This window comes from Pedobacter sp. D749 (assembly GCF_019317285.1).
Lineage (GTDB): Bacteria > Bacteroidota > Bacteroidia > Sphingobacteriales > Sphingobacteriaceae > Pedobacter.
Genome location: NZ_CP079218.1, coordinates 4,990,158 through 5,005,953, shown reverse-complemented (window position 1 = coordinate 5,005,953; position 15,796 = coordinate 4,990,158). Strand labels below are relative to the sequence as shown.

Annotated in this window: 12 protein-coding genes and 1 riboswitch; of the genes, 7 read left to right on the top strand and 5 right to left on the bottom strand. The window is 39.7% G+C overall.

What is annotated here, in order from left to right:
- The first annotated feature begins 56 nt into the window (after positions 1–56).
- Positions 57–3,395, top strand: a complete 3,339-nt coding sequence (mfd, locus tag KYH19_RS20490; protein ID WP_219076448.1) for a transcription-repair coupling factor — start codon at positions 57–59, stop codon at positions 3,393–3,395.
- A gap of 103 nt (positions 3,396–3,498) precedes the next feature.
- On the top strand, positions 3,499–3,720 hold the full coding sequence (locus KYH19_RS20485; RefSeq protein ID WP_029274918.1) for a DUF3820 family protein: 222 nt from the start codon (positions 3,499–3,501) through the stop codon (positions 3,718–3,720).
- A gap of 307 nt (positions 3,721–4,027) precedes the next feature.
- Here KYH19_RS20485 and KYH19_RS20480 read toward each other — a convergent pair whose 3' ends face one another.
- Both KYH19_RS20480 and KYH19_RS20475 read right to left on the bottom strand, forming a co-directional pair.
- Positions 4,028–4,744 carry a DsbA family protein gene (locus KYH19_RS20480; protein WP_219076447.1) on the bottom strand — a complete coding sequence of 239 codons (717 nt, stop codon included), beginning with the start codon at positions 4,742–4,744 and terminating at the stop codon, positions 4,028–4,030.
- Positions 4,745–5,041: 297 nt separating this feature from the next.
- A complete protein-coding gene (locus KYH19_RS20475) occupies positions 5,042–7,738 on the bottom strand; it encodes a M14 metallopeptidase family protein (RefSeq protein ID WP_219076446.1) in 2,697 nt (898 codons plus the stop codon).
- Between the two features lie 127 nt (positions 7,739–7,865).
- A riboswitch (cobalamin riboswitch) is annotated at positions 7,866–8,074 on the top strand.
- Positions 8,075–8,265: 191 nt separating this feature from the next.
- On the opposite strand from KYH19_RS20475, the gene metE reads away from it, so the two are divergent.
- The 3 genes from metE to KYH19_RS20460 all read left to right on the top strand — a co-directional run bounded on the left by metE (position 8,266) and on the right by KYH19_RS20460 (position 11,790).
- A complete protein-coding gene (gene metE, locus KYH19_RS20470; protein ID WP_219076445.1) occupies positions 8,266–10,599 on the top strand; it encodes a 5-methyltetrahydropteroyltriglutamate--homocysteine S-methyltransferase in 2,334 nt (777 codons plus the stop codon).
- Positions 10,600–10,677: 78 nt separating this feature from the next.
- A complete protein-coding gene (locus KYH19_RS20465) occupies positions 10,678–11,064 on the top strand; it encodes an acyl-CoA thioesterase (protein WP_219076444.1) in 387 nt (128 codons plus the stop codon).
- A 60-nt stretch (positions 11,065–11,124) separates the two neighbouring features.
- Positions 11,125–11,790: a class I SAM-dependent methyltransferase gene (locus KYH19_RS20460; protein WP_219076443.1), complete on the top strand. Its 666-nt coding sequence runs from the start codon at positions 11,125–11,127 to the stop codon at positions 11,788–11,790.
- A gap of 129 nt (positions 11,791–11,919) precedes the next feature.
- Here the strand turns inward: KYH19_RS20460 and KYH19_RS20455 are convergent, their stop codons facing one another.
- Genes KYH19_RS20455 through KYH19_RS20445 form a run of 3 tightly spaced genes read right to left on the bottom strand, consistent with a single transcriptional unit; the run spans position 11,920 to position 13,890 of the window.
- Positions 11,920–12,729 (bottom strand): phosphatidate cytidylyltransferase, encoded by an 810-nt coding sequence (locus KYH19_RS20455; RefSeq protein WP_219076442.1) that lies wholly within the window; start codon positions 12,727–12,729, stop codon positions 11,920–11,922.
- 47 nt (positions 12,730–12,776) lie between these two features.
- Entirely contained in the window at positions 12,777–12,983 is a 207-nt protein-coding gene (locus tag KYH19_RS20450) for a putative signal transducing protein (protein WP_165902565.1), read from the bottom strand.
- Positions 12,964–13,890 carry a CPBP family intramembrane glutamic endopeptidase gene (locus KYH19_RS20445; protein WP_219076441.1) on the bottom strand — a complete coding sequence of 309 codons (927 nt, stop codon included), beginning with the start codon at positions 13,888–13,890 and terminating at the stop codon, positions 12,964–12,966. Before KYH19_RS20445 ends, KYH19_RS20450 begins: the two co-directional genes overlap by 20 nt.
- 43 nt (positions 13,891–13,933) lie before the next feature.
- Between KYH19_RS20445 and dusB the strand changes: the two genes are divergently transcribed.
- Both dusB and apaG read left to right on the top strand, forming a co-directional pair.
- Positions 13,934–14,941, top strand: a complete 1,008-nt coding sequence (gene dusB, locus KYH19_RS20440; RefSeq protein WP_219076440.1) for a tRNA dihydrouridine synthase DusB — start codon at positions 13,934–13,936, stop codon at positions 14,939–14,941.
- A 35-nt stretch (positions 14,942–14,976) separates the two neighbouring features.
- Positions 14,977–15,363 (top strand): Co2+/Mg2+ efflux protein ApaG, encoded by a 387-nt coding sequence (apaG, locus tag KYH19_RS20435; RefSeq protein WP_132395811.1) that lies wholly within the window; start codon positions 14,977–14,979, stop codon positions 15,361–15,363.
- The last annotated feature ends 433 nt before the right edge of the window (positions 15,364–15,796 follow it).

The window sequence follows — 15,796 nt, the reverse complement described above, 5'->3', positions numbered from 1 at the left end:
AAAAACCTTTACGCAAATTGCGGGTTAATATTAAAAGATAAGCTTATTTTTGTGCCTTGAACATTCGCGATTTAATAAACAGATACAAAACCGACGATAGGGTAACTCAATTTACCAAAGCGTTGAATGCGACCAAAAACCCAAAGATACAATTAAAGGGATTGGTGGGTTCGGCCGATGCTATTGTTGCACTTTCTTCTTATTTCCTGTTACACAAACCTATCCTGTTCGTTTTACCGGATAGGGAAGAGGCGGCTTATTTTCAATCCGACCTGGAAAGTGTGCTGGATAAACAGGTTTTACTTTTTCCTTCTTCGTACCGCAAATCTTTCGATTTTACGCAGGTAGATACAGCAAATGTATTGGCCCGTGCAGAGGTGTTGAACGAACTGAACCACGATTCTGAATACGGAAAAATTGTCGTGTCTTATCCGGAAGCCATTGCCGAAAAGGTGATCGACCGCTCTGCTTTAGAAAAAAACACATTAGAAATTAGTTTAGGTGCAAAGTTAGGCATTGATTTTATCAACGAGTTTTTAATTGATTACGATTTCGACCGCAGGGATTTTGTTTACGAACCGGGGCAATTTTCCATCCGTGGGGGTATTGTAGATATATTTTCTTTCTCTTCTGATTTGCCTTACCGTATTGAATTTTTCGGCGATGAGGTAGAAAGTATCAGAAGTTTTGAAATTGAAAGTCAGCTTTCGGTTGCCGATGTTAAGTCGCTTACCATTGTGCCCAACGTTCAGGCAAAGTTTTTAACGGAAAGCAACATCAGCATTCTTGATTATATTGATCAGGACACCCAGCTTTGGTTTAAGGATGTCGAGTTTACCCTCGATATTGTTAAAGCGGGATATAAAAAAGCGGTTGAACTTTGGAAAGCACTTTCGCTTGATGATAAGAATAAAAACCCGGATTGGATTGATCCAAAATTTGCTTTTAGCGACGAGAAATTATTGGGCGATCACCTTCAGGATTTCCCCTTGGTAGAATTTGGCAAACAGTTTTTTTATAAAACTGATAACCGCTTTGAATTTGAAACCAAACCACAGCCATCATTCAATAAAGATTTCAATCTGCTGATCCATAACCTAAAGGAGAATGAAAAGGCAGGAATTATCAATTTTATTTTTACCGATTCGCCAAAACAGATTGAGCGTTTATATGCCATTTTAGAGGATATTGACAAAACAGCCAAGTTTACGCCGATCAATAGCATGTTGCGCGAGGGTTTTGTAGATCCGCAGATCCAGACCGCATTTTACACAGATCACCAGATCTTTGATCGTTACTATAAATACAAGCTTAAAAAAGGTTATCAGAAAAGTCAGGCCATTACCTTAAAAGATTTAAGGGAACTGAAATCTGGTGATTACGTTACCCACATCGATCATGGCATCGGCAAATATGCCGGACTTGAAAAGGTTGAGGTAAATGGCAAAACTCAGGAGATGATCCGTTTAATTTATGCAGATAACGACCTGCTTTATGTAAACATTAACTCCCTAAACCGCATTGCCAAATACAGCGGCAAGGAAAGCGGTGTACCTAAAATGAATAAGCTGGGTACAGATGCCTGGGACAAGCTAAAAAAAACAACTAAAAAAAAAGTTAAAGATATCGCCCGGGACCTGATCAAGCTTTATGCTTTGCGCAAAACCCAGGCCGGAACGGCATTTTCGCCAGATAGCTATTTACAAACGGAACTGGAAGCATCTTTTATTTACGAGGACACCCCTGATCAGTTAAAAGCGACGCAGGATGTGAAAAAGGATATGGAATCGCCACATCCAATGGACCGTTTGGTTTGCGGTGATGTGGGCTTCGGAAAAACCGAGATTGCCGTACGCGCCGCATTTAAAGCAGTAGCAGAAGGCAAACAGGCAGCGATCCTGGTTCCTACAACCATTTTGGCCCTACAGCATTTCAAAACGTTCTCTTCCCGTTTAAAAGATTTCCCGGTTACAGTTGATTACATTAACCGTTTTAAAACCAGTAAACAGATCAAAGATACCTTAGCCGAAGCTGCTGCAGGTAAAGTTGATATTTTGATCGGTACACACCGTTTGCTGAGCAAAGATGTAAAATTTAAAGATCTCGGCATCATGATTATTGATGAAGAGCAGAAGTTTGGCGTTACCGCAAAAGAAAGGTTAAAAGCTGTTAGGGTAAATGTTGATACTTTAACCCTTACGGCGACTCCAATTCCGAGAACCTTGCATTTTTCTTTAATGGGGGCAAGGGATTTATCGATCATCAGCACACCACCACCAAACCGCCAACCGGTAAGTACCGAATTGCATGTTTTTAATGATAAATTGATCCAGGAAGCCGTTCAGTTCGAATTAGACCGTGGCGGACAGGTATTTTTTATCCATAACCGGGTTAACGACCTGATGCAATTGGGTGGATTAATTCAGAAATTGGTTCCAAAGGCAAGAATTGGTATTGCGCACGGACAGTTAGATGGTGACCAACTGGAAGATGTGATGCTCGATTTTATTAATGGCGAAAAAGATGTTTTAGTGGCCACTACCATTATCGAAGCTGGTTTAGATATTCCGAACGCCAATACCATCATTATCAACCATGCACACATGTTTGGTTTGAGCGATTTGCACCAGATGCGTGGTAGAGTAGGCCGGAGCAATAAAAAAGCTTTCTGCTATTTACTCTCACCACCATTATCTACTTTAACCTCCGAAGCGCGTAAGCGTTTAAGCGCAATCGAAGAGTTTTCTGATCTTGGCAGTGGCTTTAATGTAGCCATGCGCGATTTAGACATCCGCGGTAGTGGAAACCTATTGGGTGCAGAGCAAAGTGGTTTCATTGCCGAAATCGGTTTTGAAATGTACCACAAGATCTTGGACGAAGCCATACAAGAACTAAAGGAGGCTGAATTTAAGGGATTGTTCGAAAATGAACCTGCCCGTCCGTTTGTGGGCTTTACGCAGGTAGATACTGATCTGGAATTATATATTCCGGATGCCTACATTACCAATATTACCGAGCGTTACAATTTATATACAGAACTTTCTAAACTCGATAATGAAGCTGAACTTGCCATTTTTGAAAAACATCTGGCAGATCGTTTCGGACCAGTTCCACCACAAGTAAAAACCATGTTGAGTGTGGTGCGTTTGCAGTGGCTGGGCAAGAAATTGGGCTTCGAGAAAATCAGTTTCAAGAAAAATAGTTTGCGGGGATATTTCCTAAGCGATAAACAATCGGCTTATTTCGATTCGAATACCTTTACCAGGATTTTAACTTTTGCACAAAACCATCCACGGATGTGTAATTTAAAAGAAGTAAAAAATACGCTAAGGATTGCTTTTGATAATGTAAAAACCGTTGAGGAAGCAATCGAAACGTTGGAACTTATCGACTAAAAACATTAATTCAGTCAACGGACTGACTCAATTAACGTTAATTCGGTCAATGAACTGACTGAATTAATGTTTTTCAAATTATCAGCACTACCTTAAAATAAAAATGTTAGACCCAACCTTATTGCTCGATTTAGTGAAAATGCAAATGCCTTATGGAAAATATAAAGGTTACCTGATCTGCAATATCCCTGAAAGTTATTTGCTTTGGTATAAGGATAAGGGCTTCCCGAAAGGTAAATTGGGCGACTTAATGGCTACGATGTTTGAAATACGGGTGAATGGCTTAGAATACCTGTTAACGCCATTGAAGAATCAAAATCGGTAGTTAGAATGATAGTATAGATGAATCGTCATTCCTAACTTGATTGGGAATCGTAATGCCTTAGTAGGGTTGCATTAAGATTCCCGCCTGCGCGGGAAAGACGACCGTTCTCTAGAATCTGTCACTATGAGTGTATTCAAAAGACCTGTTACAATCTTCATCCTGAACTAGTTTCAGGATCTAACCGCATAACCATTTAATAGATGCTGAAATAAATTCAGCATGACGAGGAAGGTAAATTCTCCGCAGATCAAAATGATTTTAGCAGAAAAAAATCTGCGTCGATCAGCGTAATCTGCGGGAAACAAATCTATATCTCACAACCATTTTCATCACAAACCGCATCATCATTTTTATTTAATGAGGTAAGTGTGGTTTTAGGTTGAGTTTCTTTCCATTCTGTAAAACTCTGGGTAAGCGCATCGGTAAAAGCCTGAACAGGTTGAGCACCTGAAACGCCATATTTGCGGTCCATTACAAAATAAGGAACCCCTCTAATACCTAAATTCTGGCTTTCATAAATATCATAACGAACAGCTTCGCTAAATTGATCTCCTTTTAAAACCTCTTCTGCTTCAGCGCGATTTAACCCAATTTCTTCAGCAAGATCAACTAAAACATCGGTTTCGCCAATATTTTTACTGTTTACAAAATGTGCTTCAAACAGTTTTTCTTCCGCTAAATCTTGTAGACTATGTTTGGCTGCCAGGTGGATCAAACGATGTGCGTTAAAGGTATTTGCTGGAATATTGTTATCAAAATCGATGCTTAAGCCTGCATTTGCAGCCATATCAACAACCTGCTTAGTCATTTGTTTGGCTTGCTCAGCCGGCATTCCTTTACTTCTCGAAAGGTAATCGTATACCGTTTCATTATTGGTATTGTGATACTCCGGATTGAGCTGAAAACTCTTCCAATCTATTTCAATTTCATTTTTGAAGGGCAATTTTTCTATCGCCTGTTCAAAATGTCTTTTCCCGATATAGCAAAACGGACACATTACATCCGACCAGATTTCTACTTTCATAGCACAAAATTAAGGTGATTATAATTGGCTATAGTAAGGCCAAAGTAAAAAGCTACTATCATTTAGGATAGTGGCTTCTATATTAATCATAGAATGTCATTCTGAGAGACAATTTATTGTACAAAATTCATATACATTGACAAGAAAATCTTAATAATTGATCTGCTACGACGAACCGTCATTCCCAACTTGATTGGGAATCTTAATGCCTTGGTAGGTTTGCAGGTGCATTACGATTCCCGCCTGCGCGGGAATGACGACCGATCAGGAAGCTCAACATGGCAAACTCAATTATAACTATTTATACAACTGGTTAAATATTAACTTAAAAGTACCGTGCGTTTGTGCTCTAAATGTAATTTCGGGTCCGAAGGCAATCAATTTACCTTTCCCAACTTTTGCTTCAAAAGCCGTTACCCCGTCTTGCAGGTAAGCCTGCCCCCATGCCCAGCCGCTGCGCAGCGGTGTGGCGTTTTTGAACCACATTAAAGGTTTAATCTTACCAGAAGCAATGGCGTCGCCAGTGAGTTTAAAAACCGGACTATTATCAAAATAGATATCGGCTTCCTTTTCCATGCCCCAATTGGTAGGCAAAGAAGTATCTACACCAACATTTAAAACACTTCCAGGAACATAGTATTTTTCAGCAGGTAATCGTTTTTCCTCTCCATTTACAATTTCGACCATTGCATTACGAACAGGTAAATTTAAGTGATAAGCCAGGTTAGTACTGCTGCCAATGGTTACAATATTGCCGCCCGCTTCTAAAAATTTCTTTAACTCATGGATTGATTTATCAGTGCTGATCTTGCCTAAACGGTTTCTAAATTCCTGAGGGATTTCTTCCGCCTTTGGACCAAAAGATCTGTTTCCAAATCCTCCGCCCTGAACCGATGGAATTGCACCGCCCACAAAAATGATTACATCGTATTTAGATTTTAAATTTCCCGCATCAATGTCCTGCGGATAGATTACCGTAGCATTATAATGGTACTGTTCCATTAAAAACCGCACCCAACCCGAAGCCATAGAACCACCATAAGTATCCCAAAGGGCAATTCTTTTGGCAAAGATTTTAATTTTATCCTTTGGGGCAGCGGCGACTTTTAGCATAATGTTTGCTTTTTCCAACACCGATTTTCCTACTGATGAAACATAAAAGTCTCCATTTTCAGTAGAGCGGTAAACCTCAACTTTGTTTTTCAATAGATCATTAACTGCGGTATAAGAATCATTTTGTGCTGCACTTAAGACATAACCTGATCCATTTGGTAGTTTATGCTCTGGCTTTAAGAGTTCCCCATAAGGATTTTTTTCAAACGGTCCTGAAAAATCGTCAAGAATACGGTCGAACTTCACATCCATCAGATATGCCAAAGTCCATCCGGCGGCATCATAAGGAGGAATTGGTGCACCGCCTTCGTATTTGAAATCATTTGGGTGATCTTGCGGTTCAAACATATCCAAAACGTGCGGACGGAAAGCCTGATCGGTTTTTACCACATAACTTCCTGCAGGGTAATTTTTCCCCGCAACGGTAAATGAAGCCTTTGCTTTTTGCACCACAATTCCCGTTCTGATCAATGCATTCAAAAACTTAATGGCAGAGTTAAAATCGGGCTGATCGGCACTTAAAATGTATCCGCGCGGATCTCTGTTTGCCGGTGCTTTCATCACCGTATCAAAAGCTTTCATGCTCATCTGTCGCCTTGGGCTAAAATCAGCATCTCCACCGGTAATCGGGACACCTTTTTCGACTTTTGCAGCGTTGTTAATGGCTTCAATTCTCTTCGGAGAGAAAGACCAGGTATCCTTTTTACCTCTTTCGATCGAATTTTTGCCCATCTGGTAAATGTTATACAACAATTCGTCGCGATAACGTTGTGCATAATTTAAAACAGCATAGTTTAGCGATACCGAATAGTCGATAGAGTTTTTAAAATACCATTTCCTTGGGGTAATCGGGTTTGGCGAATCGCCGTTCGGCAGTAATCTCGAAGGAACCAACGGGATTTCAGAAGGGGTAGGGTTCCCGATAATTTCGGTCAGGAGCCCGATCATGTTATGAAAATAGGTTGTGGTTCTTAAACCGCCATTGTACCAGGTAGAATAAACCGATCCTCCCCGCTGGGTATAACCAGGCTTGTTTTCTACATTCATGCGGTTGTGCATGGCCGCACCGACAGCATCTAAACTGGTTAATAGTGTTGGATCGAAAACATAATTAAACGGATCACGATAGGGTGGGCCTGCAACAACGGTTCCTGCCGGACCAGCCTGATGGTGGTTATACATAATCTGTGGGATCCATTCTACAAAAAGCTGACGACCGATATTTTGTGTTTCTTTAAGGTTTAACATAAAGAAATCACGGTTGTTATCATGTCCCGCATATTTTTCGTACAAAACAGGAAGTCCGGAAGTTGTTCTTTTCTTCGGATCTTTATCCCTCATGTACCAATTGCTTACCAGCTCCTGACCATCAGGGTTTGCATGAGTAAACAAAATGATTACATTATCCAAAATACGCAAAGTTTCAGGGTCTTTTCTGGAGGCAAATTCGTATACCGTTTGGATCAGCTGATGGGTGCCAACCACTTCATTTGCATGCAGGCCTCCATCTATCCATACTACTGCTTTACCTTCCTGTGCCAATACTTTGGCCTGCTCAGGCGTAATTTCGGCATGGGCCAGTTGTTGTGAAATTTCTTTATAACGATCTAATTTCTTCAGGTTTTCAGGTGAAGAAACAATCAGCATATACTGACTTCTGCCTTCTTCGGTTTTCCCAATATCAACTAGTTTAATACGGTTAGAAGCTGTTGCAAGCTTTTTAAAGTAGGCTTCTGTTTGGGTGTAATTGGCCAGTTGATAATCCTCGCCGATATCAAAACCAAAATGCGATTTTGGAGTGGGCACTTCCTGGGCCAGTACCACACAGCTATTTACCATTAAAAAAGCAATGCAAAGCCCTTTATAGCAGGTTTTCATCATAATAAGAGTTTAAGTCAGGTAATCAAATATAACAGAGAATAAGCTCCAAAAAGGGCTTGCTGTAAATTTGTTACAAGTTTTAAATCCTAATCCATACATTTGCCTTGATGTAAGTTCTTAACTTTATTTTTCATCAACCGATACAGGTTCCCGGAATTACAACCGGGATTAATAGGGAATCGTGTGCAAATCACGAGCTGTCGCGCAACTGTAAATTCTGTCTTTAGCAAAAAGACAACGGTCTTATCATTCATGCCACTGTTCCGTTTTACCGGGATGGGAAGGCGATAAGATCGGGAATAAGTCAGGAGACCTGCCTATATTGAATTGACGGTGCTTTCGCGTTATAAAGTAATTGGTCAGGTCTGATTGTACACAATAAAATTAAAATTTTATATGCTTGCTTTAAGCTTTTTGCTGATGAGTCGGCAGGCTGTGCTGTAACCTTTCCTTTTTTATTTTAACAGAAAAGTATAAAATACTGATTTGAGCTTTTAAACGATTTATTTACTTAATCTTTAAAAGAGATGCTAACGCAAAATCTGGGCTATCCGCGAATAGGTAGCCAAAGGGAATTAAAGAAAATCTGCGAAAATTACTGGGCAGATAAAACTGGGTACAAAAATGTACTTCAGGTGGGAAAAAACATTCGCCACGAAAATTGGAAACTTCAAAAAGAAGCTGGAATTGATATCATTCCATCGAACGACTTTTCTTTTTATGATCATGTTCTTGATCATTCATTAACCTTTGGGGCAATACCGAAAAGGTACAACGAAGTGATCCTGAAAAAAGGAAATTCTGAACTTGATCTCTATTTTGCTATGGCAAGAGGCTATCAGAAAGAGGGATTGGATGTGGTAGCAATGGAAATGACCAAATGGTTTGATACCAACTACCATTACATTGTGCCCGAGTTTTACAAAGACCAGCCTTTTAAACTTTTCTCAACTAAAATTATCGATGAGTTTTACGAGGCAAAACAATTGGGTATTACCACCAAACCTGTTCTAATCGGTCCGGTTTCTTACCTTTTACTGGGAAAAGAAAAAGAAACTGGCTTTGAAAAAATAGACCTGATCAAAAATCTCCTTCCGGTTTATATCGAGATTTTATCCCGTTTAGATGCTTTGGATATAGAATATGTTCAGTTTGATGAGCCGTTTTTGACTTTAGACCTCACCGAAAAAGACAAGAAAGCTTATGAATATGCTTATAAAGAGATCAGAAAAGCTTTTCCTAGGTTAAAAATTGTTTTGGCTACTTATTTTGAGGGCTTAGGCAATAATTTAGCACTAACCTCTTCATTACCGGTAAATGTTTTACATGTCGATCTGGTACGAGCAGAAGATCAATTGACAGATGTCTTAGCCTCGTTAAAAGACGACACGATCCTTTCACTAGGTTTAGTAGACGGAAGGAACATCTGGAAAAGTGATTTCGAAAAATCTGTATCCATAATTAATCAGGTGGTAGAAAAAAAAGGATTGGATAAAGTGTGGATAGCACCATCCTGCTCATTAATTCACTCACCTGTTGATCTGGACAATGAAACCAATGAACAAAACCTCTCGGCAGAAATTAAACAGTGGCTGGCTTATGCGAAACAAAAAATTGCAGAAGTAGCTACCTTAAAAAAACTGATCACCAACGAAAGCCCTGCATCTACCCTGCAAAAACTTGAGGAAAACAAAAAAGCGATCGCTAATCGTAAAGTTTCTAAAATCATCCACAATCCGGAAGTAAAAGCGCGTGTTTTGGCCTTAAAAGAGCAAGATTCGAAACGTTTAAGTCCATTTTCGACTAGAAAAATAAAACAACAGGAGCTTAATTTGCCTATTTATGCCACTACAACCATCGGATCTTTTCCGCAAACGGCAGAGGTAAGAAGCTGGAGAGCAAAGCTTAAAAACGGAACTTTTACCACTGAAGAGTATGATGATCTCATCGCAAAAGAAACAGCAAAAGCCGTAACCTGGCAGGAAGAAATCGATCTGGATGTTTTGGTTCATGGTGAATTTGAGCGTAACGATATGGTTGAATACTTCGGTGAGCAACTGGATGGTTTCGCTTTCTCTAAAAATGGCTGGGTACAAAGTTATGGCTCACGCTGTGTAAAACCCCCGATCATTTTTGGTGATGTTTCGCGTCCGAAACCGATGACGGTAAAATGGACCGCCTATGCACAGTCACTTACCTCAAAATACATGAAAGGGATGTTGACTGGTCCGGTAACGATTTTACAATGGTCATTTGTTCGAAATGATCAACCACGATCAGAAACCTGTACACAGATTGCCCTGGCTATCCGTGATGAGGTTTGTGACCTGGAAAATACAGGCATTAAAATCATTCAAATTGATGAGCCAGCCATTAGAGAAGGTTTACCATTGCGCAAAGCTGATTGGCAAACTTACCTCAACTGGGCGGTTAAAGCCTTTAAAATTTCGGCGAGTGGAGTGAAAGACGATACGCAAATTCACACACATATGTGTTATTCTGAGTTTAACGATATCATCCAGAATATTGCCGATATGGATGCCGATGTGATCACGATCGAAACCTCGCGTTCGCAAATGGAGTTATTGGATGCTTTTGCTGATTTTAAATATCCAAACGAAATTGGTCCGGGTGTATACGATATTCACTCTCCAAGGGTTCCGAAGAGGGAAGAAATGGTTCAATTGCTCAAAAAAGCAAAGGCTGTTATTCCCCAGGAGCAACTTTGGGTAAACCCTGATTGTGGCTTAAAAACCCGCGGATGGGACGAAACCAAAAAAGCATTGATCGAAATGGTTGAAGCTGCAAAAGAGATGCGTAAAACTGAAAAAGTGTTATCAGCAGATCTTCAGGCGAATTAATTCTTTTACTTTGGCAACTTTCTACTTAAAATAACTACGAAAGTTGTCAAAGCTTTTTACTCATCATATATTTACCCCATGACATTAGAAGAAAGAATAGAAAATTCAAAAACCAGTATTTTTAAAGCCGTTTTCCCAAATACAACCAACCATTACGATACACTTTTCGGAGGAACAGCGATGCATTTAATGGACGAAGTTGCTTTTGTCACCGCAACCCGCTTTAGCCGGCAGATTATGGTTACCGTAAGTAGCGACAGGATTGATTTTAAAAAACCGATTCCTGCAGGCACCATCATAGAGCTTATTGGTAAGGTAAGCCATGTGGGTAACACCAGTTTAAAAGTTAATGTAGAGATTTATATCGAACAGATGTATGCCGAAGGAAGGGAACTGGCCGTTCATGGCGATTTTACTTTTGTGGCCATCGATGAAAACAAAAAGCCAGTACAGGTAATCAAGTAATATTATAAATCTTCTATAAAGTGGATAGAAATCATCAGATTTAAATCTCTAAATTTGATTATGGAGCATCAACATACGGAAGAAGAGTTAAAGAATATTGCGAAACAATTAAGCTGTCCTGAAGGTGAACATGGCATTAAAACAGGAGAGATGATGCATACCAGTAATGTCGGCATGACCACTTCTGCAATTGAGGCATTAGATCTTAAAAGCAATGAAACTGTTTTAGAAATCGGTCATGGGAATGGTGGCCATATCGCTCAATTATTATCAAAAGCAGAAAATCTAAAATATTACGGAGCCGATATTTCAGAAACGATGATTGCTGAAGCAAAAGAAATCAATCACGATCTTATTGATAAAGGTACTGTCCGTTTTGAACTAACGGATGGAGCTACGCTACCTTTTAAAAATAATCAGTTCGATAAAATTTTTACCGTAAATACCCTCTATTTCTGGAGCAATCCAATCAAATACCTTAACGAAATTAAGCGCACTTTAAAACCAAATGGCATTTTTGCCTTATGTTTTGCCGATAAAACCTTTATGCAAAATCTTCCTTTTACTTCCTATGGGTTTACGCTATATGGAATAGAAAAAGTAATGCAATTATTAGAAGAAGCTGGTTTTACAATTAAAGATACTGCTAAAAAATTAGAGCGGGTGCAAAGTAAGACCGACGAAAAGATAGAGAGGGAATATTATATTGTAACGGCTACAGCATAAGAAACACATTATAGTCCTCGTTTATAACGAGGATTAGCGAGAATAGCGATAGTATCGCTAATAACAAAACTACATTACAAATGTGAATCTCATTCATCCTCGTTACAAACGAGGACGATAAATAAACCTTTAATACAAAATCAGATACAAGTAGGCGTAAACTACCGGAGCAGCCAATAACAATCCATCAAAACGATCTAATAAGCCGCCATGCCCAGGTAACAATCCACCACTATCTTTTGTATCCAAACTGCGTTTAAGCATCGATTCTACCAAATCGCCCAGTGTACCAAAACTTGCAATTAATACAGCCATACCAGCCCAAACCCAAGCCGGGCTTTCAGTAAAGAGAAAAGATAAACCAAAACCAACCAAAACACTAGTGAACATACCCCCAAAAAATCCTTCCCAACTTTTCTTTGGCGAATGACGTTCGAACAATTTACGTTTACCGTATTTTACACCAAACAGATAAGCACCTGTATCATTTGCCCAAAGCATCAATAAAAATGCGAGTGGTAAATGAAAGTTATATTCATTCCAGTTTTTTAAAAAGCCCAGGGCGTGGAAAAAACAGAAAGGAATGGTTACATAAACAAAACCAACAAAAGTGTAAGAGATATTGGCGAATGGAATTTTGTTTTTCTTGTACAGCTCAGTAATAAAAACGGAGAAAATGAGCGGGATGCAAAGCAACAGGTATTTAACATCATATGCTAAGTAATGTAAGCCTGCAGCCATTAAAAAGATTAAAGATCCTGCTGCCAGACCAATATTCCGATGTGGCCTGATACCTGAATTTTTAATCAGCTTATAAAACTCGAACAAGGATAAAACACTTAGAATGAGGTAAAAGACTGTAAACGTATAACTCCCCAAAAAGATAGAGCCAAGCATTACGATGGTAAAAAAGAAAGCGGTTATTGCCCTGGTTTTCATGTTAAAAATGTAAAATGGGAGATGTAAAATGGATGATGTTTAGCCTGTTATTCAATTTCGTTTTGAACGATGTATTCTATGGCTTTATCGAAATCTACCTTATTCACCAAAACATTTATTTCGCCAATATTATAAGCCGAGAGCTGTTTATTTATTGTTACTGCCGGGATGCCAGCCTCTGTTAGTCCCTGTTTTAATACCTCTGCCCCAAAGGCATCGCTGGTGGTATATACTTTAACCCAATTTTCGCTCACGTGTTGCGTTATCTTTAAAAAATTTAAACAAAGCTATGGTAATTATTGCACTAATTAAATAGCCATACCACGGAAAACCAATCGGTTCATCAGCTTTATCGAGTGGCATGTGATGTTTTTGCATATAAAAAGCAGCACAAACCGCATAAGCATTGTTTAAAAAATGCGCCACCATGGCATACCAGATGCTTCCGCTATAATAATACAGATAACCAAAGCCAGCACCCAGTAACATGCGTGGCAAAAATCCATAAAACTGGAGATGGATTGCACTAAAGATAATGGCCGTACTCCAAATGGCGACGTGATGATTGCCCATCATTTTTTGCAACGAACCCTGTAGCCCTGCCCTGAAAAAGAGCTCTTCGCCAATAGCAGGCAATACCGCTATCATAATCAGGTTAACCACAAAATCCCAATTGCTCCTCACCGTAATGAGTTGAATGGTCATTTTCATAGCTTCCTGTTCCTTCATCTTCATCCAGTTTTCTACCCCCTTTAAAAACTCTGGAAGCACCATTTTTTGATTAAGTACAGCTACCCATTCCATAAAGGGCATACTAAAAATCATGATCGCTAAAACCAATATCAAGGGAATAAAAGATGGCTTATTAAACCCATAAAAAGTATTTGGTTTTTGTCCTTCTGTATAAGCTAAAACAATAGGAGGTAATATAAACATCCCGATCGAACTAAAAATCTGGATTATTTTTAAGGCCGTTATATACTTAGGATCACCACTCAATATCATCCCAAATTCGTTAAATATGGAGGTGCCATAAACAATTGCAACGGCTATAAAACCTAATAATGTGCATATTACCGCACCAGCGGCCCAGTAAACGCAAAGTAAAAATATCTGTAAAAGTGGGTGGCTGCCTTTGCGGATGGGTGTTACAAAATTCATTATTTGTACCTTTGTGTGTTTTATTAATTGTTGAAGATAGAAAATGTCTGTTAAGATAGGAAATATAGATTTAGGTGAGTTCCCCTTATTGCTCGCTCCAATGGAGGATGTAAGCGATCCACCCTTCCGTTACGTATGCAAAAAAAACGGGGCTGACATGATGTATACCGAGTTTATTTCTTCGGAAGGCTTAATTCGCGACGCGGCAAAAAGCAGACAAAAACTTGACATTTTCGAATACGAAAGACCGATCGGCATCCAGATTTTTGGTGGAGATATCGATCACATGCGCGAAGCCTCAGAAATTGCTTCTGCCGCAGGTCCGGATCTTGTGGATATTAATTATGGCTGTCCGGTAAAAAATGTGGTTTGCAAAGGTGCTGGCTCCAGCTTATTGCAAGATATTGATAAAATGGTAAAAATGACTGATGCAGTAGTTAAAGCTTCGCATTTGCCTGTTACCGTGAAAACCCGCTTAGGCTGGGACGACAATACCAAAAATGTTTATGAGGTTGCCGAGCGACTACAGGATGTGGGTATCCAGGCGCTTACCATCCATGGCCGAACAAGGGCTCAATTATATAAAGGCGAGGCAGATTGGGCACTTATACGCGAAATTAAACGCAATCCACGCATCAAAATTCCAATTTTTGGCAATGGTGATGTAGATAGTCCTGAAAAAGCAGCCAACTGGCGTATGGAATATGAGGTAGATGGCATTATGATCGGTCGTGCGGCCATTGGTTACCCCTGGATTTTCCGCGAGGTAAAACACTTCTTCAAAACCGGCGAACACCTTGCCGGACCAACTATTGAAGAAAGGATTGACGTTTGTCGTACCCATTTGGATAAATCGCTGGAATGGAAAGGTCCTAAAACAGGGATTTTCGAAATGCGCCGCCATTACGCAAACTATTTTAAAGGTCTGCCAGATTTTAAACCTTACCGTATGCGTTTGGTGGCAGAGCCCGATATTAACAACATTTACAGCATTTTAGAAGAAGTGGCAGAGAAATTTGCCGACTACGACGCCACTAAAGTACTGGCTTGATTTTTGAAAGGTTTTTTCTTACATTCGTTATCATCATGGTTACAGCTATTACAGACGGGGTTAAAGTTTCAGTTGAAACAGTTTACCAGCCAGAATATTCAAATCCGGCCAACGAGCATTTTATGTTCGCTTATCGTGTAGAAATTTCCAACCTTTCTGATTATGCTGTGCAGTTAATGCGCCGCCAATGGTTAATTTTCGATTCGAACTCCAGCCGCAGGGAAGTAGAAGGTGAGGGTGTTGTCGGTTTGCAGCCTATTATTCAACCTGGCGAAACGCATGTGTACGTTTCAGGTTGTAACCTAAAAACTGACATGGGTAGCATGAAAGGTAGATATTTGATGAAACGCGATATCGACGGCTCAGAATTCGATGTCGATATTCCCGAATTTCAATTGGTAGCCCCTTATAAATTAAATTAATTTTTTTCTTTATTTTTGTCACCCTGAGCGTAGTCGAAGGGCGAAACCAACATTCATTTTTTAGAAAAGCAATTTCAGCATTTCATTTTAATGTTAGTCCTGCTTTCCATTTCAAGTCCGCACTCGTTCCTCGCTTAAGGGCTTTCCATTTCAATCAGGTTTAAATTGCAATGTTTCTGCCAATATCAAAGGTTTAACAGCATGGCGTGTAAACTGTTATTCTTGAACCCTGCAACCCTAAATTTACAACCTACCGTGCCACTTAAACCCGATCGAAGCGAGATGCCGATATTTTTCTATCGGCAGAAGCGGGAGCGGGACCGAAGCACTCCTATTACCACAAAACCTGCTTTCCAAAAAACAGGATTTATATCATAGAAAGGCAATTTCAGCATTTCAGATAAATCCTTCTTCTTGAACCCTGCAACCCCAA